Genomic DNA, 23938 nt, shown 5'->3' on the forward strand with positions numbered 1-23938 from the left:
ATGCCAAGAATCAACCTATTGCCCTGGCGGGAAGCGGAACGCAAACGCAAGCGTCAGGAATTCGGGGTCGGGGCGGTCGCTGCGCTGCTGGGCGCCGCTTTGGTGTACTTCGTAGTCAACTGGCAGATGCAGTCGGCGATCGACGATCAGATGGCGCGCAACAGCTATCTGAACGAAGAGATCAAAGAGCTCGACAAGCAGATTGCCGAGATCCTGGATCTGGAAGAGCAAAAGCAACGCTTGCAGGCGCGCATCACAGTGATCGAATCGCTCGAGCTGAGCCGACCTGAGATCGTGCACGTGTTCGATCAGCTGGTGCGCACCACGCCCGACGGCATCTATCTCACCTCAGTGAAACAGACCGACCGCAAGATCGAATTGAAGGGCATCGCGCAGTCGAGCACGCGCGTGGCCTCTTACATGCGCAACATCGACGCGTCCGAGTGGCTGAAGGACCCGGCGCTGCAGATTCTCGAGACCAAGGGCGCTTCCGACGCGGGTTCGCAGTTCACGCTGAACGCGATCCAGGAGAATCCGCAAGTGGCGGCTGCGCCGGCGCAGGAGAACGCGACCGGGCCTGCGGGTGCGCGTCGTCCGGGAGGTGCGTCGTGAGCACATTCGTCGAGCAATTGCGCGACCTCGATCCCAACGATCCGAGTCGCTGGCCGCTGCCGTTCCGGCTCGGCGCCATTGCATTGATCTTCGTGGTCGCCGCCGGCGTGATGTCCTACTTCCTGGCGTGGAAGGACAAGAAGCCGGAGCTCGACTCGGCGCGCGCTGAGGAGACCCAGTTGTTGCTGACGCTGGAAACCAAGGCGCGCAAGGCAGCGAATCTGGACAACTACAAGGCGCAGCTCGCCGAAATGGAGCGCTCCTTTGGCGCCATGTTACGTAAGCTGCCCGATAAGACCGAAGTGCCGAACCTGTTGACCGATATTTCGCAGCAGGGCGCCGGCGCAGGTCTGGATCAACAGCTGTTCCAGCCCGAGGCGCAGATCAACAAGGACTTCTACGCCGAGTTGCCGATCAAGATGCGACTCACAGGTAGCTATCACGCAATCGGAGCGTTCGTCAGTGGCATCGCCGCTCTGCCGCGCATCGTGACGTTGCACGACGTGGAAATTCTGCCGGGTGGGGGTAAGGACACGGGCACCGACCAGCTGCAGTTGAACGTCACGGCCAAGACTTATCGTTATCTCGACGAAGAGGAACAAGCTGCCCAGAAACCGCAGGGACCGGCGGGTCGCCGGCCGAACGCGGGCGGTTGACACGGGGCTTCACGGATAACGTCAAGAGCAGTCACTTATGACGGTACATAGCAACCATCTTCGAACATTCGCGACCGGCGCGCTCGCCCTGCTGTGGCTGAGCGGCTGCTCGACGGATATGGAAAAGCTGAAGGCGCAGGTCGCTGAAATCAAGAGCCGTCCTGGCGAGCGCGTCGAGCCGCTGCCGGAGATCAAGGCCTACGAAGGTTTCGCGTACAACGCGTCGAACATGCGTTCGCCGTTCGTGCCGAGCGCACCGACGCGTAGCGACGTGGCCAACGCCGTGCGCCCGGACAGCAAGCGCACGCGCGAATTCCTCGAACAGTTCCCGCTCGACACCATGAGCATGGTTGGCACTCTGCAGCTGCAGGGTAAGAACTTTGGTCTGGTCCAGGGCAAGGATGGCTTGGTTCATCGCGTGCTGCCGGGCAGCTTCATGGGTCAGAACGACGGCCGCGTCGTCAGCATCACGCCCACGCGTATTTCCATCATCGAGATCGTCCCGGACGGTCTCGGCGGATACATCGAGCGGCCAGCGGCGCTGGCGCTGAACGAATGATTCTCAGGGAGAAACACAGAATGTTGTTCTCAAGCGTGCAACGGTCTGCCGCAGGACTGGTCCTGACCTTGGCCGCGCTGGCCGGGTTCGGCCAGGCTGCCTGGGCGCAGTCCACCAATCGACTGGAAAGCATCGAGGCCCAGGCCACCGCCGGAAACAAAGTGGAGCTCACGCTCCGCCTGTCCGAGGGCGCGCCCACACCGCTCACATTTACCGTCGACAATCCGGCGCGCATCGCGCTCGATCTGCCGGCGACTTCGGTCGCGATGACTTCGCGTCGAGTCGACGTGAAACAAGGCGTGCTCGACACGGTCAACGTCGCGGAGGCGAACGGCCGCACCCGCGTGGTGCTCAATGTCGACTCACTGGTTCCCTACGAAACCCGCGTTCAAGGCAACACCATCGTGGTGTCGCTCGCCTCCCCCGGCACCGGCCGCTCGCTGCAGTCGAGCGCACAGCCTGGCGGCCTCGCCGCCGCGGCTCAGCGTCCCGGCACCGCTGCCTCCGTGTCCGGCGTACGCAGCGTCAACAATATCGACTTCCGTCGCGGCAGTGACGGCTCGGCCCGCGTCATCGTCGAGCTGACCGATTCCAAGGTGCCGGCCGACCTGCGCCAGGAAGGCAGCAAGATCGTCGTCAACTTCGCCAAGACCGCGATCCCCGAAAACCTGTTGCAGCGTCTGGACGTGGTCGACTTCGCCACGCCGGTGAGCAGCGTCGACGCCCTGCGCGTCGGCGACGGCACTCGCCTCGTCATCTCCGCCTCCGGCGACTTCGAACAGCTCGCTTATCAGTCCGACAACATCTACACGATCGAAGTGAAGCCGGTCGTGAAGCTGCCGCCCGAGCTGCGCGACAAGAAGGAATACGTCGGCGAGCGCCTGACGCTGAACTTCCAGGACATCGAAACCCGCGCCGTGTTGCAGCTGTTGGCCGACACGAGCGGTCAGAACATGGTCATCAGCGACTCGGTCGCCGGTAACGTGACGCTGCGTCTGCAGAGCGTTCCCTGGGATCAGGCGCTCGATGTGGTGATGCGCACCAAGGGCCTGGATTCCCGTCAGGAAGGCAACGTCATCTTCATCGCGCCGGCCGCAGAGATCGGGGCCCGCGAAAAAGAGCTGCTGACCGCGCGCAAGGAAGCTCAGGAGCTCTCGCCACTGCGTACCGAGTACCTGCAGGTGAACTACGCCAAGGCTTCCGACCTCGCCACGCTGATCAAGTCGGGCGCCGGCTCGCTGATTTCCGAGCGCGGCAGCGTCGCGATCGACGAACGGACCAACACCCTGCTGCTGCAGGATACGGCTGAGCGCCTGGCGGATATCCGTCGCCTGGTGTCGACGCTCGACATCCCGGTCAAGCAGGTGATGATCGAAGCGCGCATCGTGATCGTGAGCGACGATTACAGCCGCGACCTCGGCGTGCGCTTCGGTGCGAACGTCGCCTTCAATCAGGGCGGCAGCGACGGCCTCGGCCTGCTGGGCGGCCCGCTGAACGGCGAAAACGGTGTCGGCATCAGCCCGTACCCGGCGGTGGCTGGCGGCCAGGACCGCGACCAAGACGGCTTCCCCGATGGCATCGGCACGCCGACCAACGGCGACTCGGGTCAGCTGGGTGGATTTACGCTGCCCGAGACCGCGGCCGACCGTTATCTGGTGAACCTGCCGGCCGCCAACCCGGCTGGCCGTCTCGCGCTCGCGCTGATCGACTCCGACTACCTGGTCGACCTGGAGCTGTCGGCGGCCCAGGCCGAAGGCCGTGGCGAGATCATCTCCTCGCCTCGCCTGATCACGGCCAACCAGCGTGAAGCAACCATCGAGCAGGGCGTGGAAATTCCCTACCAGGAATCTTCGTCCAGCGGCGCCACGACCACTCAGTTCAAGAAGGCCGTGCTGAGCCTCAAGGTGACTCCGCAGATCACTCCGGACAACCGCGTGATCCTCGACCTCACCGTGTCCAAGGACAGCGTCGGTCAGCTGGTCGCCAGCGCCACAGGCGGCTTCGTGCCCTCGATCGATACCCGCGAAATCGTGACCCAGGTGCTGGTCAACGACGGCCAGACCGTCGTGCTCGGCGGCATCCTGGAAACCGAGCGTCGCGAAGCCGAGGTCAAGGTGCCGTACCTGGGCGACATCCCGGTCGTCGGCCGTCTGTTCAAGAACAACACGACCACGGACAACAAGGACGAGCTGCTGATCTTCGTGACCCCGCGCATCCTGCGCGAGGGCTCCAGTCTTTATTAAAGTCGGGATCGGGCATCCTGCCACGACCCTCCTGCGAGTAGGGCAAAAGACGTGACTTTTGCCCGCTCGCCGCCGCTGAAGCGGCGGGGTACATCCATGTACCCGGGCTGTACTAGTAACGGTGAGGCCGCCTTCGGGCGGCCTGTTTCGTTTATAGTCCGGCCTTGTCATGACCTCCGAACCGACCAAGCCGGCGCGCGGCAATAACGTCTTCCTGATCGGCCCGATGGGCTCCGGCAAGACCGCCGTGGGCAAGCAGCTCGCGCGCCTGCTGCACCTTCACTTCTACGACAGCGACGCCGAAATCGAGCATCGCTGCGGCGTCGATATTCCCTATATTTTCGAGAAGGAAGGCGAGGCCGGCTTTCGCGAGCGCGAGCGCGAAGTGATCGACTCGCTCACTCAGATGCAGGATGTGATCGTCGCCACCGGCGGCGGCGCCGTCCTGTCGCCGTTCAACCGCGAGCACCTCGCGAGTCGCGGCCACGTGGTGTATTTACAGACCAGCGTCGACCAGCAGTTGGAGCGCACCCGGCACGGCCGCCAGCGCCCGCTGCTGTACACCGAAAATCCCGAGTGCAAGCTGCGCGAGCTGATGACCTTCCGCGCTCCGCTATACGAATCGATCGCTGCCGTCGTGGTCTGCACCGATGGCCGGCAGGTGCGCGCGGTTGCCGACGAGGTCGTGCAGCGTTTGCAGGAGCTGTCCCCAGCATGAGCCACCAACCGCACCAAAGAGTCGACATCGCGCTCGGCGAGCGCAGCTATCCCATCCTGATCGGGCCGCACCTGCTCGAGGACGACGAGTTGCTGAGCGAGCACATTGCCGCCCGCAATCTGCTCGTCGTCACCAATGAAACCATCGCCCCGCTGTACCTGCGGCCGCTGCAAACGGCGCTGAAGCATCAGCGTACGGCGGCGCTCGTGCTGCCGGATGGTGAGCAACACAAGACGCTGGACACGCTGTCGCGAATCTTCGATGCGTTGGTGAGCGAGCGTATGAATCGCGATGCCGCCGTGATCGCGCTCGGCGGCGGCGTCATTGGCGACATGGCAGGATTTGCCGCAGCCTGTTATCAACGTGGCATCGACTACATCCAGGTGCCAACGACGCTGCTCGCGCAAGTGGATTCGTCCGTCGGCGGCAAGACCGCCGTCAATCACCCGAGCGCCAAGAACATGATTGGCGCATTCCATCAGCCGCGCTGTGTGATCGCCGATACGGCCACGCTCCACACGCTGCCCGAGCGGGAGTTTGCCGCTGGCATCGCCGAGGTCGTGAAGTACGGTTTGATCTACGATCCGACGTTCTTCGCCTGGCTCGAAGAGCATGCCGAGGCTTTGTTGAAACGACTCGACAGCGCGGTCATCTACGCAGTGCGTCGCTCCTGTGAGATCAAGGCCGAAGTCGTCGGCGTCGACGAGCGCGAGCACGGCTTGCGCGCCATTCTGAATCTGGGTCACACCTTCGGTCATGCCATCGAGACAGCCTCGGGGTACGGCAATTGGCTGCACGGTGAGGCGGTTGCGGCAGGCATGGTGATGGCCGCTGATTTGTCCGAGCGGCTGGGCTGGTTGCCGAGCGCCGACAAACAACGCGCAATCGCTTTGCTGAAGCGATTCAACCTCCCGGTAGACCCGCCGCGCATTGGCGCCGAGCGTGCGCGCGAGCTGATGGGTCTCGATAAGAAAGTGCTCGACGGCAAGTTGCGCCTGGTGCTGTTGCGAAGCCTCGGCAAGGCGGATGTCGTCAGCGACTATTCCGGCGAAGCGTTCGCCGCCACGATGCGAACGCATTTCGACGCCGCTGCATGAGCGCCGCGCCCTCGCCGCTCGCGCCCTACGCCTCCTGCGACACCCGTTCGAAGGGTCGTCAGTATCCGGAGGAAGCGCCGCGTTACCGGAGCGAGTATCAGCGAGACCGCGATCGCATCGTGCACTCCACGGCGTTTCGACGCCTGGTTTATAAAACCCAGGTTTTCGTCAATCACGAAGGCGATCTGTTTCGCACGCGCCTGACCCATTCCATCGAGGTCGCGCAGATCGCCCGCACGATCGCGCGAGCGCTGCGGCTCAACGAAACTCTGTGCGAGGCCATTTGTCTCGCTCATGACCTGGGCCACACGCCGTTCGGGCACGCCGGGCAGGATGCGCTCAATGCCTGCATGCGAGATTACGGCGGCTTCGAGCACAACCTGCAGTCGCTGCGTGTCGTCGACGAGCTCGAAGAGCACTACGCCGCCTTCGCTGGCTTGAATCTCACCTTCGAGACGCGCGAAGGCATTCTCAAGCACTGCTCGCTGAACAATGCGCGCCAGCTCGGCGAATTGGGCGAACGTTTCATCCACCGCCGGCAACCGACGCTGGAGGCGCAGATCGCCAATCTGGCCGATGAGATCGCGTATAACAATCACGATCTCGACGACGGTCTGCGCGCCGGCCTCATCACCGTCGACGAATTGAAACGAGTGCCGCTGTTCCAGCGACAGTACGACGTGGTGATGGCTGCCTATCCAGCGTTGAACGGCCGGCGGCTCGTGCACGAAGTCATCCGTCGCATGATCGCGTACGTCGTGACAGATCTGATCGAAAACACCGCCGCCCAATTACGCGCCGCCGCCCCGGCCGACGTCGAAGCGGTGCGCGCCGCGCCCGGCGCGTTAGTCAAATTCAGCGAGCCGGTACAGGCCGAACATCTCGAACTCAAGCGCTACCTGCTCCAGCACGTATACCGTCACTATCGCGTCCTGCGCATGACCAACAAAGCGGACGCGGTCGTCAGCAGCCTGTTCCAAACGTTCTTCACCCGCCCCGAGCTGTTGCCTACCGAGCATCAGCAGATCGCCACCCAGATGGAAGCCCAATCCGGCGAACCGGGCCGCGCCCGCGCGGTCGCCGACTACATCGCCGGCATGACCGACCGCTACGCCATCGTCGAACACGAACGCCTCTTCGATCCGGCCAAGCGCAGCTGAGGCGGGGCAACTGGTAAAGTGCGGCCATGAGCACAGCCAACAGACCGACCCCAAAGAACGACCTGTTCCTCCGCGCGCTGTTGCGGCAGCCGGTGGAGCGCACTCCCGTGTGGATGATGCGTCAGGCCGGGCGTTATCTGCCGGAGTATCGTGCGACCAGAGAGCGTGCGGGGAATTTTCTGAAGCTGTGCATGACGCCGGAGCTGGCCTGCGAAGTGACGTTGCAGCCGCTGGATCGTTATCCGCTCGACGCCGCCATTCTGTTCTCCGACATCCTGACGATTCCGCACGCGCTCGGCTTGGGGCTGCAGTTCGAGACGGGGGAAGGGCCGCGCATCGAGCGGCCGGTGCGGTCGAAGGCGGATGTGGAGAAGCTGGGCGTTCCGGATCCGAATGTCGAGCTGCGCTACGTGATGGATGCGGTGAGCTTGATTCGAAAGGAGCTGAACGGCCGTGTGCCGCTGATTGGATTTGCCGGCAGCCCATGGACTGTGGGCACCTATATCGTCGAGGGCGGCAGCTCGCGTGAGTTCTCTCGCATCAAGACGATGATGTACAACGAGCCCGCGACCTTGCGGGCGTTGTTACAGCTGCTCGCTGATTCCACTCGCGCTTATCTCAACGCGCAGATCGCCGCTGGCGCACAGGCCGTGATGATTTTCGATACGTGGGGCGGCGTGCTCACGCCGGCTCAGTATCGGGAATTCTCGCTGCACTACATGCAGAGCATTGTCGATGGTTTGACGCGCGAAGCCGAAGGTCGACGCGTGCCGGTTATTTTGTTCACCAAGGGAGCGGGTGACTGGCTGAGCACCATGGCGCAGACCGGCTGCGATGCACTGGGTGTCGACTGGACGACCGATCTCGGCGACGCGCGACGTCTCGTGAACGACCGCGTGGCGCTACAAGGGAATCTCGACCCCAACTGCCTGTATGCGGCGCCTGAGCGAATTCGTGAGGAAGTGGCGCGAGTGCTCGCGAGCTACGGGCACGGCCATGGGCACGTGTTCAATCTCGGCCACGGTATTCATCCGGCGGTGCCGCCCGAGCACGCCGGCGCGATGATCGCCGCCGTGCACGAGCTGAGCCCGCAGTATCACGCCCAACGCTAGGCGCGCTGGGTCGCTTCTTTCTTCAACTCATCGCGCAGCGCGCGACGCAGGATCTTGCCGACGTTGGTCTTCGGCAGCTCGTTCCTGAAATAGACATGCCGGGGCACCTTGTACCCGGTGAGCTGCTGACGTGAGAAATCGATCAGCTGCTGCTCGGTGAGCGACTGATCTTTCTTCACGACGAACAGCGCCACCACTTCGCCCGAGTGCTCGTCGGCCTTCGCGACCGCGGCGACTTCGAGCACGCCGGGATGAGCGGCGACCACGCTTTCGATCTCGTTCGGATAGACGTTGAAGCCGGACACGAGAATCATGTCTTTTTTGCGATCCTCGATGAACACGTAGCCGTTCGCGTCGAGCCGGCCGATGTCGCCGGTGCGCAGCCAGTCACCCATCATGACTTTCGCCGTCTCGTCCGGACGGTTCCAATAACCGCGCATAACCTGAGGCCCGCGGATGCAGATCTCGCCGACTTTATCGATGCCCAGGTCGTTGCCGTCGTCGTCGCGAATGCTGATCTCGGTCGAAGGAATCGGCAGGCCGATGGAGTTGTTGAAGTCCTCGCCGAACGGATTGATACAGGCCGCGGGCGACGTCTCCGTCAAACCCCACGCCTGCGTCAGCACGTTGCCAGTGACCTTTTTCCAATGCTCCGCGACCGAACGTTGTACGGCCATGCCGCCGCCCAGGGTGATGCGCAGCGCGCTGAAGTCGACCTCCGCAAAGCCGGGCGTGTTCAGCAGCGCATTGAACAGCGTGTTCACGCCGCTGATGTACGTGAAGCGGAATTTCTTCAGCTCGGCGACGAACGCCGGGAAGTCACGCGGGTTGACGATGAGCACGTCGTGCGCGCCGAGCTTCACGAACACCAGCCAATTTCCGGTGAGTGCGAAGATGTGATACAGCGGCAAGGCCGTGATGATCGTATCCTGACCGACGCTGGCGGACGTACCGATCCACGACTCCGCCTGCAACACGTTCGCAACGATATTCCGATGCGTCAGCATCGCGCCCTTGGCAACACCCGTCGTGCCGCCGGTGTATTGCAGGAACGCGATGTCGTCGTGAGTCATCGCGATCGGCGTGAACGTTTCGAAACGACCTCGCTGCAGCGCCTTGTTGAAGCGCACCGCGTTCGGCAAGTCGTAGTGCGGCACCTGCTTGCGCACATGGCGCAACACCAGATTGGCCAGCACCGACTTCGGGAAGTTCAGCTGATCGCCGACGCCGGTGATGATCACGTGCTCGATCTGCGTCTTGTCGATGACGTGCTCGAGCGTGTGCGCGAAATTCTCGAAAATGACGATCGCTTTCGCGCCGGAGTCGGTGAGTTGATGCTCCAGCTCGCGGGCGGTGTACAGCGGATTCGTGTTGACGACGGTCAAGCCGGCGCGCAGCGCGCCGTACAACGCGATCGGATACTGCAGAACGTTGGGCATCATCAGAGCGATGCGGTCGCCCTTCTTCAGGTGCGCGATGCTTTGCAGATACGCCGCGAAGTCGCGCGACAGCCGCTCGTACTCCGCGTACGTGATCGTGCGGCCCATGCTGGTGAACGCCGGCTTCTCCGCGAAGCGGGTGCAGGCGCCATCGATGAGCTCGACTGCGGAGGCATATTGATTCGGATTGATCAGCTCCGGCACGCCGGCTGGATAGCTCTTCAGCCAGGGCTTGGTGGACTCGGCCGTCATCGGCGCCCCCTGCGCGATCGCGTTCATTTTTTCAGTACCTTGTTCAGTGCCGGCCACAGATTGTCCAGCAATTTGGGTTGTGCCGTGGCATTGGGATGGATGCCGTCGGACTGCATCAGGGTGTCGTCCAGCGCCACGCCGTCCAGAAAGAAATCGACCAGCGGCACGTCGTATTTTTTCGCCAGCTCACCATACAGTGCGTGGAAGGTGTTGGCATATTCGGCGCCGTAGTTCGGCGGCATGCGCATGCCTACCAGCACCACCTTGGCCTGCGTCGCCTGGCTGGTCTCGATCAAGTACTCGAAGTTGCTGCGTACCTGTTTCAATGGCAGGCCGCGCAGGCCGTCGTTGCCGCCAAGCTCGATGATGACAACCGCTGGCTTGTGCAGTTCCAATGCACGGGGCAGCCGACTGCGCGCACCGCCGGTCGTTTCGCCGCTAATACTGGCATTGACTACGCGGTACCCGTAACCTTGCTTGGCCAGCCGTTGTTCCAGCAAGGCCACCCAGGTGGCATCCACTTTGACGCCATAGCCGGCGCTCAGGCTGTCGCCGAGCACCAGGATGGGTTTCGGTGCTGCCGCCGCTTGAACCAAACCTGGCAGCGCCAGTCCCAGCCCCAGCAGACTGAATACCGCCAGGCTGAAACCGATCGCGACAGCGCGGCATAAGTTTCCGCTAAGTTGGCGCTGGCACACTGAGACAGCCCGCGCCGTGTCGTTTAACAGTGCGAGCAGCCGCAATTCTGATTTGCCCAACGATCCAGATTCAGATCTCGACATGAGCATTGCGCAACCGGTCCTCAGAGCGGAAAAAATCAGCAAGCAGGTTAGCAGTCCGGAGGGAACGCTGGCCATCCTGGCGGACGTCGATCTGAGTATTCAGGCCGGCGAGACCGTTGCCATCATCGGTGCGTCGGGCGCGGGCAAATCCACGTTGCTGGCCTTGCTCGCCGGGTTGGACGAACCGACTGACGGACGAATCTGGCTGAACGGCGCCGAACTCACTGCGCTGGATGAAGACGGCCGCGCCGCGGTGCGCGCCCAGCATGTGGGCTTCGTGTTCCAGAGCTTTCATCTCGTGCCGTCCCTCACCGCCATCGAGAATGTAATGTTGCCGTTGGAGCTTGCCGGAAGGTCCGGAGCGCGCGAGGCGGCATCGGAAGTGCTGGAAAAGGTCGGCTTGATGCCGCGGCGTGAGCACTACCCACGGCAACTCTCTGGCGGCGAGCAACAACGCGTCGCCATCGCACGCGCGTTCGTTACGCGGCCCGCATTGTTATTTGCGGATGAGCCGACCGGCAATCTCGATTCGGCGACCGGCGAGCGCATCATCGAATTGTTGTTCGAGCTGAATCGCGCCGCGCAGACCACGCTGGTCGTGGTCACTCACGACAACGCGATTGCGCAGCGATGCGGGCGCACGATTCGCATCGACGCCGGCAAGGTCGCCGCATGAAAGCGCTGAGGCTCGCAATCCTGGCACTGGCGCGCGACGGCAAATCGGGCGAGCTGCGAGTCTTGATGCTGGCGCTGCTGGTTGCCGTGTCGGCGCTGACCGCCGTGGGATTCTTCACCAGTCGCGTGAGTCTCGCGGTCGATCAGCAAGCGGGCGAAGTTTTGGCGGCAGACCTGCGCTTGCAATCGCGCTCGGCGCTGGATTCACAGTATTTTCAGATGGCCAAAGACGCGGGCCTGAAAACCGCGGAGCTGTCCAACTTCCCGAGCGTCGTGTTCAATGGCGAAGACAGCGCGCTGACGGCGATTCGCGCGGTCTCTCCCGAGTATCCGCTGCGAGGACGCGTCAAAGTTGCAGATGTACCGTTTGGCCCTGCGCAGGAAGTCACCACGATTCCCGGGCCCGGCGAGGCATGGCTCGAAGCACGCTTGTTTGCGCAGCTCGGCGCCAAGGTAGGCGACAAGATTCGCGTCGGCTCGAGCGAGCTCACCGCGACCCGCGTGCTGGACTATCGACCTGACCAAGGCTCGCAGTTCGTCGACCTCGCGCCGACTTTGCTCATGCGTCTCGACGAGGTCGAGGCGACCGGGCTCGCGCAGGAAGGCAGCCGCATCTCTCACTACGCACTATTCGCGGGAGAGCAGCAGGCCGTCGCAGCGTTCAAACAGCGGCTGACGGAAATCAAAAAGCCCGGCCAGCGCATCGTCGACCTGGCCGATGCCAGCCCGCAGATCCGCTCCGCCATCGACCGTGCCAGCCGATTCCTGAATCTCGCCGCCTTGGTGACCATCCTGCTGGCTGCAATTGCCGTGGCGATTTCGGCGCGACGCTATGTCGCCCGACATCTCGATACCGTCGCGTTGATGAAGAGCATGGGCGCGCCTCAGCGACTCGTGCTGTCCATCAGCGTGCTCGAGTTACTGATGATCGGTTTGATCGCAGGCATCGTCGGCGCGGTGATCGGGTATGCGGCTCAGGAAGGCATTGCCTATCTGTTGAAAGATCTGGTGCGCGGCGAGCTGCCAAGGCCATCGCTGAGCGCCGGCGGTTTGGGGATCGTGACTTCAGTGCTGATCCTGATTGGCTTCGCGCTGCCGCCGTTGTTACAGCTGCGCTTCGTGCCGCCGGCCCGGGTGCTGCGACGCAATCTCGAGCCGCCTCCGCTGCGCTACGTCACCGTCTACGGAACGGCACTCGCCGCGCTCGTCGCGCTGCTGGCGTGGTTGGTTCGTGATGCGCAGCTGCTGTTGTATGTGTTCGGCGGAACGTTTGTGACGTTCGCGGCGCTGATGCTTGCCGGCTGGGTTCTGGTGCGTGCATTGAGCGGATTGCGTGGCAGCGTCGGCGTGTCGTGGCGATACGGCATGGCAAATATCGCGCGGCGCGGTCGCGACAGCGTCATTCAAATCGTCGCCTTCGGATTGGGCCTGATGGTGTTGCTGTTGCTCGCGGTGGTTCGCAATGACCTCATGCAAGAGTGGAAGGCGAGCCTGCCGGAGAATGCGCCCAATCATTTCATGATCAACATCCGTCCGGACCAGACCGAGCCGGTCCGTGAGTTCTTCGCAGAGCGCTCGATCGGGCCGCCGCAGCTGGTGCCGATGATTCGCGCCAGGCTCATCAAGATCGATGGCAAGTCGGCCGGCGATCTGCAACTCCAGAGCGATCGCGGCCGGGATTTTCTGGATCGCGAAGCGAATCTCACCTGGGCCGAGACCATGCAGGACGACAACAAGCTGGTCGCCGGCGAATGGTGGCGTCCGAACGACGGCGGTGGGCCGCGCGTGTCGGTTGAGGTGGAAATGGCGGAAGCGCTGGGCCTGAAGCTCGGCGACGAGCTGACTTACGACGTAGCTGGCGAGACCATCGTGGCTCGCGTCACCAGCTTCCGTGAAGTGCAGTGGGATTCGTTCCGGCCGAATTTCTTCATGGTGTTTTCGCCCGGCACGCTCAACGACAGCACCGGCACCTACATCACCAGCGTGCACATTCCTCGCGAGCAGCGGCCGGTGCTGATGGACTTCGTGCGCCAGTTTCCGGAAGTGACGGCCATCGACCTCGAAGCGATCCTCACGCAAGTGCGTGGAGTGATGGATAAGGCTTCGTTAGCCGTGCAGTACGTGTTCGGGTTTACGCTGCTCGCGGGCGTCACGGTGCTGCTGGCTGCCATACAAGCGACCCGCGACGAGCGGCGTTACGAGAGCGCGATGTTGCGAACGTTGGGCGCGAGCCGTCGCGTCGTATTGCAAGGAGTGGCGGCGGAATTCACGACGCTGGGGATTCTGTCGGGGACGCTCGCGGCGATCGGCGCAACGGCGGCGGGATATTTCCTCGCCACCGAGATCTTCAATCTCGACTACACGTTCGATATGACCGTGTGGGCGGTGGGATTGGTGGCCGGGGCGGTGCTGGTCGGGCTCAGCGGAACCCTGGCGACGCGCTCAGTCGTAAATCATCCGCCGGTGGCTACGCTGCGCGGCGGATGAGATCACTGCAGACCCAGCATCATCCAGCCGACGGTCTGGGTCTGGCCGCGCCAGTTGTAACCTTCGACTTTCACCAGATAGTCGCCCGGGCCGAAGGCGGATGAGTTCAGGCTGAAGCGCACTTCCTTGTTGGAGTCGCGCATGATGCGTTTGATCTGCATCACCCGCACGCCGTCGTTTCTGTCGATGGTGATCTGGAACTGCTGGATCTTGCCGTCGGTCGCGTCGATGCTGATGTCGAGCAGCTGCGCGGGCGTGACCCAGCCGAGCGCGAGCGTCGGCTGTCCGGGCTTGGCTGCGACCAGCTGCGCTTTGTAGCGCTGCACGCTGCCAGGCGGTTGCATCTGTGTACTGTTCTGCTCGTCCGCGGCGACTTGCATTTGTTCGGACAGCGAACGCACTTGCAGGCCGAATATCACCGCAGCAGCAGCGGCAATCAGCAGCGCGAGCCCCAACCCCATGACGAGCACGCTGTTGACGGCGAAGCCGGAGCGGCTCCGGCGCATTTCTTCCCGCGCTTCTTCGGGATCGAAACCATCGTCGGTTTCTTCCATCACAGCGCGCGTCGAGCTGGATGGAATCGCTTCGAATACGCCCGTCTCGCTGCCGTCGGCCGGACGACGAGACAGGCGCGTCTTCAGACGCACGGGAATCGGCAAGGCCTGCAGGAAGGCCGGATTGTCGAGACAGAACTTCTCGAACTCGCGCGCCTCGCGCACCGTCAGGTCGCCGGACAAGTAGCGATCTACGACGTGCTCGTTCTCGATGTACCTGCGATCCATCCGCGTGGTCCGATTGCCATAACGCGTGGCAGGTTAACAAAAGGACGTAGGCGCATATGTCGAGCGGGTCCGCAAAATCACTCAATAGTGAGACCTGCCACACACTTTAGTGAGTGTCAGGGAGTGCCTGCCTTGGCGGCCTCCTCGGCCACGCACTTGGCGCATTTCGGCCAATAGGGCTTGGCGATGCGGTCCAGGGTCCAGCGGTTGCCCTCGGCGAAGAATTTGCGCATGGCCTGGGATTGCGGCTCGTCGGTATAGCCCAGCCCGACGATGCGCACTTGAGTCATGTTGTCCCCGGCGGGCGTCAGATAAATCACGGTCCAGGTGCCGGCGATGGCGTCGGGATATTTGAAATCCGCCGGCGCCTGCTTGATGCGGATCGCCAACATGCGCTCCGGCTCGTACGCCAGGATTTCGTTGACGATGGTGTGGGCATCGCCGAGCCGGCCCTTGGGATCGTAGTGCGTGCGGATGGCGCCGCCGACCTTGAAGTCGACCTCGGCATGGGCGACGCCGGTCTGTTTGTAACCTTCGGCAGTGGTGAAGATCCGCCACACCTCGGCCGGCGACGCGTTGATAAATCCTTCGGTGACCTGCGGCTCGGCGGCCAGCGTGGCTTGCGACCACCAGCAGGCCGCGCTCAGAAGCACGGCGGATAGACAGCGTCCCAGGCGTTGTAACAATCCGGTGCGGCGTGCCGAAATGCTTGTTCTGTCAGGGAACTGTGGGGTTCTACTCATCATTCTTGCAGACCTCTGGCCGATACTGCGATGCTTGGTCGGTTGCTCTAATGCCGGAATTATCGACCCAATTATCGACCAGCATCCATCGACGGGCAGTGCATTCGCATGATTCTCACCCTGGAAGTGACCGGCCCGCAGGCCCAGGCCATGGGCGCCGCCGGTCGCAAGACCTTCAAGGCGCTCGGCGGCACCATCGGGCGCCTGCCGGACAATGACTGGGTGTTCCCCGACCCGTATGTGTCGGGCCGGCATGCACTGATCCGCTACGTCAACGGCAAGTACTTCGTCGAAGACACCAGCACCAACGGCGTGTTCATCAATTCCCCAGACAATCGACTGACACGCGGGCAACCGCAGCAATTGCGCGATGGCGACCTGCTGTATATCGATGCCTATCAGATCAATGTTTCCATCCAGAAAGACGCCACCGAGGATTTGCAGAACGATCCGTTCGCCGCGTTGAAGAACGGCGGCCCGAAGCTCGTACCGCCCGCGCGGCGCGCTGTCACGCCGGCGCCAGCTGCGGCCGAAGACAGAACCGAAAGTCTGGTTGCAAGTCGTCCGAGCGCCCCCCGGAATGGCACCATTCTGCAAGACTCGACTGCCAGGGTCGACGAGGATGAGGAGGACGAAGAGGACGAGGTCGACGAGGATCACGGCACCGAATGGTTCGGCATGGCCGAGGTTGCCGAGCCGAAGAAGCCGTCGCCCTCAGCGGTTCCGTCTCGCCTCCGGGCTGATGTTGTGAAATCCACGATCGCTGTTCCCACGCCGCCTCGCTCGCAGCCACAGCTGCAACGCCCGGCCCCGGTTGCCAAAGCCGTCCCGAAAGCGGTCACCAAAGAAATTCCCAGCGCTCCGGCGCCGCGGCCGCGTCCCGAGCAAAGCAAGCCGGCGAGCGGCGATGGGGCGCAGTTGAAAGCGTTGTTCGATGCGGCGGGCATCGAAGGTCTCGAGCCCAGCGCGGAGAATGCGCGCATGCTCGGAGAGATTCTGCGGATCGCACTCGGCGGTGTGATGGAAGCGTTGCGTACCCGCGAGCACGTGAAGGATGAATTGCGCATGCGCGGCACTTCGTTCAAGGCGGCGGACAACAACCCGTTGAAGTTTTCCGCCAACGTCGACGATGCTTTTCACAACCTGCTGGTGAAACACAATCCCGCGTATCTGGCGCCGCCGGATGCTTTCGAAGATGCGTTTCGGGACGTGCGCGATCACCAGTCGGCGTTCCTGGCGGCGATGCGCCTGGCGTTCGAGTCGATGCTGTCGCACTTCGATCCGCAACGCATGCAGGACGAGTTCGACCGGCAGATGAAAGGCTCGATCCTCGGCGTGCCAGCCAAGCTGCGCTATTGGGACCTGTACCGGGACAAGTACGGCGAGCTGAGCAAGGACGCCGAAACCGGCTTCCGTACATTGTTTGGCGACGCGTTCGCGCGCGCCTATGAGGAACACCTGGAGCGGCTGAAAAAATCCAGCCGGCCGGTGGGGCAGTGACCTTCATGGATGAAACATTGGTGGAAGAGGACATTCAGCCCGTTTACGTTTCGGCAGGCATGACTGACGTCGGCCGTCTTCGCGCCACGAATCAGGACGCCTTCGTCGAACTGCACGCCGCCGGCGTCTGGTCGGTGGCTGACGGCATGGGCGGCTATCGCGATGGCGATGTCGCGAGCCGCATGGTGTGCGAGGGGCTGCAGCTGTTGACTGGCGAAGGCTCGCTCGACGAAGCGGTCATCGCCGTCCGCCAGCGCATGAGCGACGTGAATCGCCGCTTGTATGAAGCGTCGGTGCGGCCGATCAATCCCATCGTCAGTGGCAGCACCGTGACCATCCTGTTGGTCCGGCGTACCGAGCTCGCCGTGCTGTGGGCCGGCGACAGCCGCGTGTATCGCTGGCGCCAGGGTCAGCTGGCGCAGCTGACGACCGATCACACCTGGGCCGCCGAGCTGAACTTGCAACATCCCGATGAAGAAGCGGACCATGCCATCACGCGAGCTGTCGGCGGGGAGGCGACATTGACGCTGGACATCCGGAAGGACCGGGTCCGGCTCGGGGATCGTTACCTGCTGTGCTCCGACGGCCTGACGCGCGAGCTGAACGACGCGCAGATTGCCTCGGCGCTGTCGGCCGACGATGTGAAAACATCGGCGCGCAAGCTGATCGATGCCACGCTAAAAGCGGGCGCACGCGACAATGTGACGGTGGTCATTGTGGAAGCGACCTGATCAGCATAGGAAGCGGCTGACGTTCTCAATGTCGGCGCCCCCATGAAGAACACGGACGAACAACAAACCAAGCTGCGCGCTGCCGAACCCGACGCCACCCTGCATCGCTCAGGGACGGAACTGCACACGCTCGTGCGTGCAGAACCCGAAGGGACGCTCGTCCGACAGTCGACGGAGGATTCAGGCACTGCCGCGCGCACACTGCAGGCCGGTCGGCCGGTGCAAGGCCCGGATGCGGCGTTCGCGCCCACGCTCAAGGCGCCGGAGTCAGGCGCGCGTGATGCTTTGAGCCAGCAGCCGGGCTCACTCGAGCCGGGCTCGGTCATCAAACAGCGCTTCGTGCTGGAAACCATGCTCGGCAAAGGCGGCATGGGCCTGGTATTCGGCGCCGTCGACCGGCGCAAGCTCGAAGCGCGAGATCCAAATCCTCACGTTGCATTGAAAGTGCTGAACGCGGATTTCGCGCGGCACCCCCAGTCTTTCATGGCCCTGCAGCGCGAGGCGCGCAAGGCGCAAACGCTGGCGCATCCAAACGTCGTCACTGTGTTCGACTTCGATCGCGATGGCGACACCGTCTACATGACGATGGAGCTGCTGAAAGGCCGCTCGCTCGATACCATCGTTCGGGAAGGGCGCGGCAAGGGCAACAGTGCCGAGTTCGCCTTGCCGATCATTCGCGGTATTGCCGAAGGCCTGGCCTACGCGCATCGCAAGGGCATCGTTCATTCGGATCTCAAGCCGGGCAACGTATTCATTGCCTCGGATGGCACTGCGAAGATTCTGGATTTCGGCATCGCGCGCGCCGTGCCCAGCTCCATCACCGAAGAAAACAAAGATGAGTTCGACGCTGGATCGCTTGGCGCGTACACCGAAGCGTATGCGACGGACGAAATGGTCGCCGGCGTCGATCCTCATACCGCGGACGATATGTACGCGCTCGGCATCATCGCGTACGAGTTGGTCACGGGATTTCATCCGTATCAGCGACACAGCGCGCCGAACGCGCGCAAGCTCGGTATCAAGCCCACGCCGCTGAAGGGGCTGAAGCGCAAGCATGCGCGTGCGATCGAACGATGTCTGTCCTTCGAGCGCAAGGATCGCCCCCAGACTGCGGGTGACTTTCTCAAGTTATTCCGCGGCGTCACGCGGCTACAGAAATCCACGCTGGCGGCGAGCGCCGTGCTGGCGCTGACGGCCGGCTATTTCGGATATCAAAACTATCTCGAAACCAGCCCGGCCATTGCGTTCGCCGAATTGCCGGCGACCAGCCAGCAGGACTTTCGCACCGCCATGAAACAGGGCGACGCAGCGTGGGCGTTCTATGAGAACGAAGGCTTGTCCGATGGGATCATGTCGGCGCTGCAGAGTTACGCCGCGGCCTACGACATCCATCCGCGCAACCGCGAAGCTGTTGCAGCACTGAATCGCGCGGCTGACGAGGTTCTACGGCTGACCGAGAACGATCCCGCGCGACGCCACGAGATGGCGGAACGGTTGCAGCAGCTGAGCGCCCACTTCCGAAAATACGCGCCGGTCGTCGACGCGGCCAGGTAGCCAGCTCGTTACGGGCGGTATTTCGCGCGCACATCCCGGATGGCGCGGCTCGCATCCATGTCGAGTGCATCCGCGATCGCAATGAACTCGATCACGTCGATGCGCCGTTCCCCGCCTTCGTATTTGGAAATGAAGCTCTGCGGTTTGCCAAGACGATCCGCCAGCTGCTGCTGAGTCAAACCGGCCTTCTCGCGCGCGGCAAGCAGCAACTCGAGCAAGCGAACATGAGCAGGTGAGCGCAGTGACTTCAAGACGGCGGGCTCCGTATGACGCCCGTGTCTATATTCCGCCCGAGCCGTTATCCCAACTTAGAATACTCCCATCGGATTTCGTCTGGCACGGAAAATCTGCTGTAATCGCGCCCCTTCCCGGCCGCATGCCGAGCGCATCAAAAGTTCTTCGCAGACATGAACAGCAAACCCCAAACCGCCCCGCAGGGCGCCAAGGCCAAGACCGCCATCACCCCGACCCGGGATGAAAACTATGGCGAGTGGTATCAGCAGGTTATTCGCGGCGCCGACCTGGCCGAGAACTCGGCCGTGCGCGGCTGCATGGTCATCAAGCCGTGGGGCTACTCGCTGTGGGAGAACATGCAGCGGGTGCTGGACGACATGTTCAAGGCTACCGGCCATCAGAACGCCTACTTCCCGCTGTTCATCCCGCTGTCCTTCATGCAGAAGGAAGCTGCCCACGTGGAAGGTTTTGCCAAGGAGTGCGCGGTGGTCACCCATCACCGCCTGGAAGCCGGGCCGGATGGCAAGCTGCGCCCGACCGGCGAGCTGGAAGAGCCCCTGATCGTCCGCCCGACCTCCGAGACCATCATCGGCGATGCGTTCTCGCGCTGGGTGCAGAGCTATCGCGACCTGCCGCTGCTGATCAATCAGTGGGCCAACGTGGTGCGCTGGGAAATGCGCACCCGCATGTTCCTGCGGACCGCCGAATTCCTCTGGCAGGAAGGCCACACGGCGCACGCCACCAAGGAAGAAGCCGTGGAAGAGACCATGCGCATGCTCGATGTGTACGCGACCTTCGCCGAAGAATGGATGGCCGTGCCGGTGATTCGCGGCGAAAAGACGGCCAACGAGCGCTTCCCGGGCGCCGAGCAGACCTTCTGTATCGAAGCCATGATGCAGGATCGCAAGGCGCTGCAGGCCGGCACCAGTCACTTCCTCGGCCAGAACTTCGCCAAGGCTAGCGGCATCGAGTTCCTGGACCAGAACGGCCAGCACCAGCACGCCTGGACCACCAGCTGGGGCGTGTCGACCCGCCTGATCGGCGGCCTGCTCATGACTCATTCCGACGACGACGGCCTGGTGCTGCCGCCGAAGCTCGCGCCGGTGCAGGTCGTGATCCTGCCCATTTACCGGTCCGATGAAGATCGGGCGCGCGTGATCGAGTACTGCCGCTCGGTGGCCAATGAGCTGCGGGCGCAGCGCTACGCGGATCGTCCGGTTTCCGTGGTCGTCGACGAGCGCGATGAGCGCGGCGGCGACAAGGTGTGGAACTGGATCAAGAAAGGCGTGCCGGTGCGCATTGAAGTCGGCCCTCGCGACCTCGAGAAGGATGCGTTGTTCGTCGGCCGTCGCGATCGCGCGCCGAAGGACAAACAGAGCATCCCGCGCAGTGAGTTCGTCGCGTCGATCGGTACCACCTTGCAATCCATTCAGGATGGCCTGTTCGAGCGGGCGAAGGCATATCGCGAGCAGTTCACGAAGCGCATCGACACCAAGGAAGAGTTTTACGAGTACTTCACCGCGCCGCGCGTGGCCGAGAATGCTCCGACGCCCATTCACGGTGGCTTCGCATTGACGCACTTCAGCGGCGAAGCGGCTCTGGAAGAGCGAATCAAGGCCGAGCTTGGCGTGACGGTGCGCTGCATTCCGTTAGAAAAGAGCGAGCCCGGCACCTGCCCGTTCACCGGCAAGCCGAGCCCGCAGCGGGTGGTGTGGGCGAAGGCGTACTGAGCCGAACGCGATAACGTTCACTATCGTCGCTATCCTGCCCGGGGATAGCGACTGGCAAGGTTTGTCTGGATGTCGGCGGTCTCTCGCGCCAATTGGCAAATTCACTTCTGCGTCATCCTGTGGGGATTCACTGCCATTCTCGGCAAGCTGATCTCGCTGGATACGCTGTCGCTGGTCTGGTGGCGACTGCTGCTCGTGGCCGGCGCGCTGGTGCTCGTGCCGCGTTTCTGGCGCGGACTATCTGCGTTGCCGCCGCGCCTGATTGCGATCTATGCCGGCATCGGGATGGTGGTCGCGCTTCACTGGCTGGCGTTCTACGGCTCCATTCGGTTGGCCAACGCTTCGGTTGCAGCCACCTGCCTGGCGTTGTCGCCGGTGTTCCTCGCCTTCATCGAACCCTTTCTGGTGGGCCGTCGCTTCGACGTGCGCGAACTGTTGTTTGGCCTGGCGGCGATTCCGGGCGTCGCGTTGGTAGTGGGCGGAACGCCAACCACCATGCGCCTGGGTGTGGCGGTTGGCGTGCTCGGAGCGTTGCTGGTCTCGGTGTTTGCCAGTCTGAACAAACGTTACATCGGCCATTCCGATGCGCTGGCGGTCACCGGCTTGGAAATGGGCGCCGGTCTGTTGTTGATCACGCTGATCTCGGCGGCGATGGCGCCGGACACTGTGTTTGTCCTGCCAACAGTGCGGGATGCGACGTTACTGGCCGTGCTCGCGATGGGCTGCACGCTGCTGCCGTTCGCCGTATCGCTGGCAGCGCTTCGTCACGTAAGCGCGTTCTCAGCAACCATCGCGCTCAACATGGAGCCGGTATATGCGATCGTGATGGCGATCGTGTTGCTCGGTGAGCAGCGCGAGCTCAGCCCGAGTTTCTATTTAGGCGTCGCCATCGTGCTGGCGGCCGTGTTCCTGCACCCGTGGCTGGTGCGCCATCCAGTCAACGCCGCTGCAGCAGCTGATCGACCCGATCCCGGTAAGAGCGGCTCAGTTTGATCTCCTGGCCGTCGTCGAGCGTCAGGAAATATTCGCCGTTGGTGTGAGGCCGCAGCCGCCGCACGCGTGACACGTTGACGATGGTCGAACGGTGCACGCGCTGAAACAGCTGCGGATCGAGCACCGCTTCCAGCGACTTCATGGTCTCGCGCAATACGTAGGTGCGCCCGTCGGCGTGCACGCACATGTAGTCGCCGGCAGCATCGATCCAATCGATGCTTTTCACGTCGACCCTGACCGTGCCGGCGTCGTCGCGAATCGGAAGAATCTGCGGATACTGTGGCTGGCGCTCGGCGTGCAGATATTGCCGCAGCGTTTGCTCATCCACCTGCCCGGTTCCTTGGGTAGTCGCGAGCAACTTCATCAGCTGTTCCCGCTGACTGAGCGCATTGCGCTGTTGCCAATAGCCACGCACGCGATCCAGCGCCTGGGTGAAGCGTGTGTCGTTGATGGGCTTGAGCAGGTAGTCGATGGCCTGCGCCTCGAAGGCGTCCAGCGCGTAACGATCGTAAGCGGTGACGAAAATCACCATCGGCAGCAACTCCTGCGGCAATCGCGCCAGCACTTCGAAACCGGAGATGCCGGGCATCTGGATGTCCAGGAACATCAGGTCCGGTTTGTCCTCCATCATCGATTCGACGGCTTCGCGGCCGTTGGCGCAATGCCGGACGATCTCGATATCCGGATGTTGGGCAAGCCGCAGCTCGATGCCGCGCCGGGCCAGTTCTTCATCATCTACGATGATGGTGCGAATGGGTTGGTCAGTCATGGCTTACTCATGCCACGCTTTGGCTCAGTTGGGAGCCGTAGCGCGTTCCGCTGGAAACGTCAGCGACACCCGCAAACCGGGGTCGGTGTTCGTTACTGCAACGGTGCCGCGTTCTCCGTACAGCACCTGCAGGCGCTCGCGAGTATTGCGAATACCGACGCCGCGACCATTGGCCAAACGGGTCGCATCGATCATGCCCGGCCCGTCATCGGCAACTTCCAGTTGCAGCATACCCCCGGTGACGTGAGCGCCGATGCGAATTTGCCCGCCTTGCTCCCGTGGTGAGACCGCGTACTTGATGGCGTTCTCGATCAAAGGTTGCAACAACAGGCTGGGCACCAGCATGGTGCTGGCCGCGTCTTCGATGGCGTAGTTCAGTCGCAGGCGCGAGCCGAAGCGCATCGTCTCGATATTCAGATACAGATTGAGCGCGTCGATCTCCTGCGCGACCGTGACTTTCTTCATCGGGTCCTGATCGAGCGTATAGCGCAGGAACTCCGACAACCCGGTGACCGCGTTGTTGGCGGTGCTGTTGCGGTTGTCGAGAATCAGCGTCGAAATGGCGTTGAGCGTGTTGAACAGGAAGTGCGGATTGAGCTGATAACGCAGCATCTTCAATTGCGCTTCCTGCGCCAGCGACGCCGCCTGCAGAGTGGCGATGCGCTGTGACTGCAAGGACTCGTAGTACTTCACGCCGAAGTACAGGCCGACCCAGCACATGATCAGATAAGTCGAGCTCAATGCGCCGCTGAAGTATTCGTGCCAGTGCACGATGGGCCATTCCGGCTCCACACAGCGATGGTAGAACCAGTTCATGATGACGCGGAGGAAGCAGGCCGTAACCCACGCAGCGGCGAGGGCCCCCGCCATCATCACGGCCGGCGGCTTTTTCCAGAGCCATCGGCAGATGTAACGCAGCGGCATGGTGAGCACGCAGCCCGAGGCGGCTGCGACTGCGATGTACTGTACATAGGACACCGGCTTGCCATACAGCAGTGCGCCGACGTACTGAGAAACGCCGTAGGCGCTCCAGCCGAGTACGTGCAGGGACCAGAACAGCAGATTTCTGTTTTGTTTCAGTTGTGCGAGGTCCATGCGGTCACTGTAAGC

22 protein-coding genes are annotated in these 23938 nt (G+C 62.7%); 15 read left to right on the forward strand and 7 right to left on the reverse strand.

Translation table 11 applies throughout. The features are described from left to right. The 8 genes from EK373_RS04665 to hemE all read left to right on the forward strand — a co-directional run bounded on the left by EK373_RS04665 (position 1) and on the right by hemE (position 8157). Positions 1 to 612: a PilN domain-containing protein gene (locus EK373_RS04665; RefSeq protein WP_129641561.1), complete on the forward strand. Its 612-nt coding sequence runs from the start codon at positions 1 to 3 to the stop codon at positions 610 to 612. Then, positions 609 to 1268 (forward strand): type IV pilus inner membrane component PilO, encoded by a 660-nt coding sequence (locus EK373_RS04670; RefSeq protein WP_198683066.1) that lies wholly within the window; start codon positions 609 to 611, stop codon positions 1266 to 1268. Before EK373_RS04665 ends, EK373_RS04670 begins: the two co-directional genes overlap by 4 nt. A gap of 37 nt (positions 1269 to 1305) precedes the next feature. Then, positions 1306 to 1827 carry a pilus assembly protein PilP gene (locus EK373_RS04675; RefSeq protein ID WP_129641562.1) on the forward strand — a complete coding sequence of 174 codons (522 nt, stop codon included), beginning with the start codon at positions 1306 to 1308 and terminating at the stop codon, positions 1825 to 1827. 20 nt (positions 1828 to 1847) lie between these two features. After that, the gene (pilQ, locus tag EK373_RS04680) at positions 1848 to 4070 is read left to right on the forward strand and encodes a type IV pilus secretin PilQ (RefSeq protein ID WP_198683067.1); all 2223 of its coding nucleotides are present in this window, start codon (positions 1848 to 1850) and stop codon (positions 4068 to 4070) included. Between the two features lie 169 nt (positions 4071 to 4239). Continuing rightward, the gene (gene aroK, locus EK373_RS04685; RefSeq protein ID WP_129641564.1) at positions 4240 to 4788 is read left to right on the forward strand and encodes a shikimate kinase AroK; all 549 of its coding nucleotides are present in this window, start codon (positions 4240 to 4242) and stop codon (positions 4786 to 4788) included. Further along, positions 4785 to 5885 (forward strand): 3-dehydroquinate synthase, encoded by a 1101-nt coding sequence (aroB, locus tag EK373_RS04690; protein WP_129641565.1) that lies wholly within the window; start codon positions 4785 to 4787, stop codon positions 5883 to 5885. Before aroK ends, aroB begins: the two co-directional genes overlap by 4 nt. Next, on the forward strand, positions 5882 to 7045 hold the full coding sequence (locus tag EK373_RS04695) for a deoxyguanosinetriphosphate triphosphohydrolase (RefSeq protein WP_129641566.1): 1164 nt from the start codon (positions 5882 to 5884) through the stop codon (positions 7043 to 7045). The genes aroB and EK373_RS04695 overlap by 4 nt, the downstream gene beginning before the upstream one ends. A 26-nt stretch (positions 7046 to 7071) precedes the next feature. After that, positions 7072 to 8157 (forward strand): uroporphyrinogen decarboxylase, encoded by a 1086-nt coding sequence (hemE, locus tag EK373_RS04700; protein ID WP_129641567.1) that lies wholly within the window; start codon positions 7072 to 7074, stop codon positions 8155 to 8157. Here hemE and EK373_RS04705 read toward each other — a convergent pair. Then, the gene (locus EK373_RS04705) at positions 8154 to 9848 is read right to left on the reverse strand and encodes an AMP-binding protein (RefSeq protein WP_129641568.1); all 1695 of its coding nucleotides are present in this window, start codon (positions 9846 to 9848) and stop codon (positions 8154 to 8156) included. The genes hemE and EK373_RS04705 overlap by 4 nt on opposite strands. A 23-nt stretch (positions 9849 to 9871) precedes the next feature. Continuing rightward, a complete protein-coding gene (locus EK373_RS04710) occupies positions 9872 to 10489 on the reverse strand; it encodes an arylesterase (protein ID WP_407676188.1) in 618 nt (205 codons plus the stop codon). A 139-nt stretch (positions 10490 to 10628) separates the two neighbouring features. Between EK373_RS04710 and EK373_RS04715 the strand changes: the two genes are divergently transcribed. Beyond that, complete coding sequence (locus tag EK373_RS04715; protein ID WP_129641570.1) at positions 10629 to 11306, forward strand: ABC transporter ATP-binding protein; 678 nt, start codon at positions 10629 to 10631, stop codon at positions 11304 to 11306. Continuing rightward, entirely contained in the window at positions 11303 to 13792 is a 2490-nt protein-coding gene (locus EK373_RS04720; RefSeq protein ID WP_157994221.1) for an ABC transporter permease, read from the forward strand. Before EK373_RS04715 ends, EK373_RS04720 begins: the two co-directional genes overlap by 4 nt. A gap of 2 nt (positions 13793 to 13794) precedes the next feature. Here EK373_RS04720 and EK373_RS04725 read toward each other — a convergent pair whose 3' ends face one another. Both EK373_RS04725 and EK373_RS04730 read right to left on the reverse strand, forming a co-directional pair. Beyond that, entirely contained in the window at positions 13795 to 14574 is a 780-nt protein-coding gene (locus EK373_RS04725; RefSeq protein WP_129641572.1) for a hypothetical protein, read from the reverse strand. A 116-nt stretch (positions 14575 to 14690) separates the two neighbouring features. Beyond that, the gene (locus tag EK373_RS04730; RefSeq protein WP_157994222.1) at positions 14691 to 15317 is read right to left on the reverse strand and encodes an SRPBCC family protein; all 627 of its coding nucleotides are present in this window, start codon (positions 15315 to 15317) and stop codon (positions 14691 to 14693) included. Between the two features lie 108 nt (positions 15318 to 15425). On the opposite strand from EK373_RS04730, the gene tagH reads away from it, so the two are divergent. Genes tagH through EK373_RS04745 form a run of 3 tightly spaced genes read left to right on the forward strand, consistent with a single transcriptional unit; the run spans position 15426 to position 19102 of the window. Then, positions 15426 to 16817 carry a type VI secretion system-associated FHA domain protein TagH gene (tagH, locus tag EK373_RS04735; RefSeq protein ID WP_129641574.1) on the forward strand — a complete coding sequence of 464 codons (1392 nt, stop codon included), beginning with the start codon at positions 15426 to 15428 and terminating at the stop codon, positions 16815 to 16817. Between the two features lie 5 nt (positions 16818 to 16822). Continuing rightward, on the forward strand, positions 16823 to 17548 hold the full coding sequence (locus EK373_RS04740; RefSeq protein WP_129641575.1) for a PP2C family protein-serine/threonine phosphatase: 726 nt from the start codon (positions 16823 to 16825) through the stop codon (positions 17546 to 17548). A gap of 42 nt (positions 17549 to 17590) precedes the next feature. Beyond that, positions 17591 to 19102 carry a serine/threonine-protein kinase gene (locus EK373_RS04745; RefSeq protein ID WP_129641576.1) on the forward strand — a complete coding sequence of 504 codons (1512 nt, stop codon included), beginning with the start codon at positions 17591 to 17593 and terminating at the stop codon, positions 19100 to 19102. Between the two features lie 8 nt (positions 19103 to 19110). On the opposite strand, the gene EK373_RS04750 is transcribed toward EK373_RS04745, so the two are convergent. Further along, a complete protein-coding gene (locus tag EK373_RS04750; protein WP_129641577.1) occupies positions 19111 to 19353 on the reverse strand; it encodes a helix-turn-helix domain-containing protein in 243 nt (80 codons plus the stop codon). A 156-nt stretch (positions 19354 to 19509) separates the two neighbouring features. Between EK373_RS04750 and proS the strand changes: the two genes are divergently transcribed. Next, positions 19510 to 21066 (forward strand): proline--tRNA ligase, encoded by a 1557-nt coding sequence (gene proS / locus EK373_RS04755; RefSeq protein WP_129641578.1) that lies wholly within the window; start codon positions 19510 to 19512, stop codon positions 21064 to 21066. Between the two features lie 69 nt (positions 21067 to 21135). Then, a complete protein-coding gene (locus EK373_RS04760; RefSeq protein WP_129641579.1) occupies positions 21136 to 22059 on the forward strand; it encodes a DMT family transporter in 924 nt (307 codons plus the stop codon). On the opposite strand, the gene EK373_RS04765 is transcribed toward EK373_RS04760, so the two are convergent. Together EK373_RS04765 and EK373_RS04770 are read right to left on the reverse strand one after the other, a co-directional pair. Continuing rightward, complete coding sequence (locus tag EK373_RS04765; RefSeq protein WP_129641580.1) at positions 22004 to 22828, reverse strand: LytR/AlgR family response regulator transcription factor; 825 nt, start codon at positions 22826 to 22828, stop codon at positions 22004 to 22006. The genes EK373_RS04760 and EK373_RS04765 overlap by 56 nt on opposite strands. A 24-nt stretch (positions 22829 to 22852) precedes the next feature. Next, the gene (locus EK373_RS04770) at positions 22853 to 23923 is read right to left on the reverse strand and encodes a sensor histidine kinase (RefSeq protein WP_129641581.1); all 1071 of its coding nucleotides are present in this window, start codon (positions 23921 to 23923) and stop codon (positions 22853 to 22855) included. Between the last annotated feature and the right edge of the window lie 15 nt (positions 23924 to 23938).

The organism is Peristeroidobacter agariperforans (assembly GCF_004138335.1).
Lineage (GTDB): Bacteria > Pseudomonadota > Gammaproteobacteria > Steroidobacterales > Steroidobacteraceae > Steroidobacter > Steroidobacter agariperforans.

Coding starts and splice junctions, on each gene's coding strand:
- pilQ (WP_198683067.1), top strand. CDS start 1,848: ATGTTGTTCTCAAGCGTGCAACGGTCTGCCGCAGGACTGGTCCTGACC.
- EK373_RS04770 (WP_129641581.1), bottom strand. CDS start 23,923: ATGGACCTCGCACAACTGAAACAAAACAGAAATCTGCTGTTCTGGTCC.
- tagH (WP_129641574.1), top strand. CDS start 15,426: ATGATTCTCACCCTGGAAGTGACCGGCCCGCAGGCCCAGGCCATGGGC.
- EK373_RS04730 (WP_157994222.1), bottom strand. CDS start 15,317: ATGAGTAGAACCCCACAGTTCCCTGACAGAACAAGCATTTCGGCACGC.
- aroK (WP_129641564.1), top strand. CDS start 4,240: ATGACCTCCGAACCGACCAAGCCGGCGCGCGGCAATAACGTCTTCCTG.
- EK373_RS04765 (WP_129641580.1), bottom strand. CDS start 22,828: ATGACTGACCAACCCATTCGCACCATCATCGTAGATGATGAAGAACTG.
- EK373_RS04675 (WP_129641562.1), top strand. CDS start 1,306: ATGACGGTACATAGCAACCATCTTCGAACATTCGCGACCGGCGCGCTC.
- aroB (WP_129641565.1), top strand. CDS start 4,785: ATGAGCCACCAACCGCACCAAAGAGTCGACATCGCGCTCGGCGAGCGC.
- EK373_RS04715 (WP_129641570.1), top strand. CDS start 10,629: ATGAGCATTGCGCAACCGGTCCTCAGAGCGGAAAAAATCAGCAAGCAG.
- EK373_RS04720 (WP_157994221.1), top strand. CDS start 11,303: ATGAAAGCGCTGAGGCTCGCAATCCTGGCACTGGCGCGCGACGGCAAA.
- proS (WP_129641578.1), top strand. CDS start 19,510: ATGAACAGCAAACCCCAAACCGCCCCGCAGGGCGCCAAGGCCAAGACC.
- EK373_RS04665 (WP_129641561.1), top strand. CDS start 1: ATGCCAAGAATCAACCTATTGCCCTGGCGGGAAGCGGAACGCAAACGC.
- EK373_RS04705 (WP_129641568.1), bottom strand. CDS start 9,848: ATGACGGCCGAGTCCACCAAGCCCTGGCTGAAGAGCTATCCAGCCGGC.
- hemE (WP_129641567.1), top strand. CDS start 7,072: ATGAGCACAGCCAACAGACCGACCCCAAAGAACGACCTGTTCCTCCGC.
- EK373_RS04695 (WP_129641566.1), top strand. CDS start 5,882: ATGAGCGCCGCGCCCTCGCCGCTCGCGCCCTACGCCTCCTGCGACACC.
- EK373_RS04760 (WP_129641579.1), top strand. CDS start 21,136: ATGTCGGCGGTCTCTCGCGCCAATTGGCAAATTCACTTCTGCGTCATC.
- EK373_RS04725 (WP_129641572.1), bottom strand. CDS start 14,574: ATGGATCGCAGGTACATCGAGAACGAGCACGTCGTAGATCGCTACTTG.
- EK373_RS04740 (WP_129641575.1), top strand. CDS start 16,823: ATGGATGAAACATTGGTGGAAGAGGACATTCAGCCCGTTTACGTTTCG.
- EK373_RS04745 (WP_129641576.1), top strand. CDS start 17,591: ATGAAGAACACGGACGAACAACAAACCAAGCTGCGCGCTGCCGAACCC.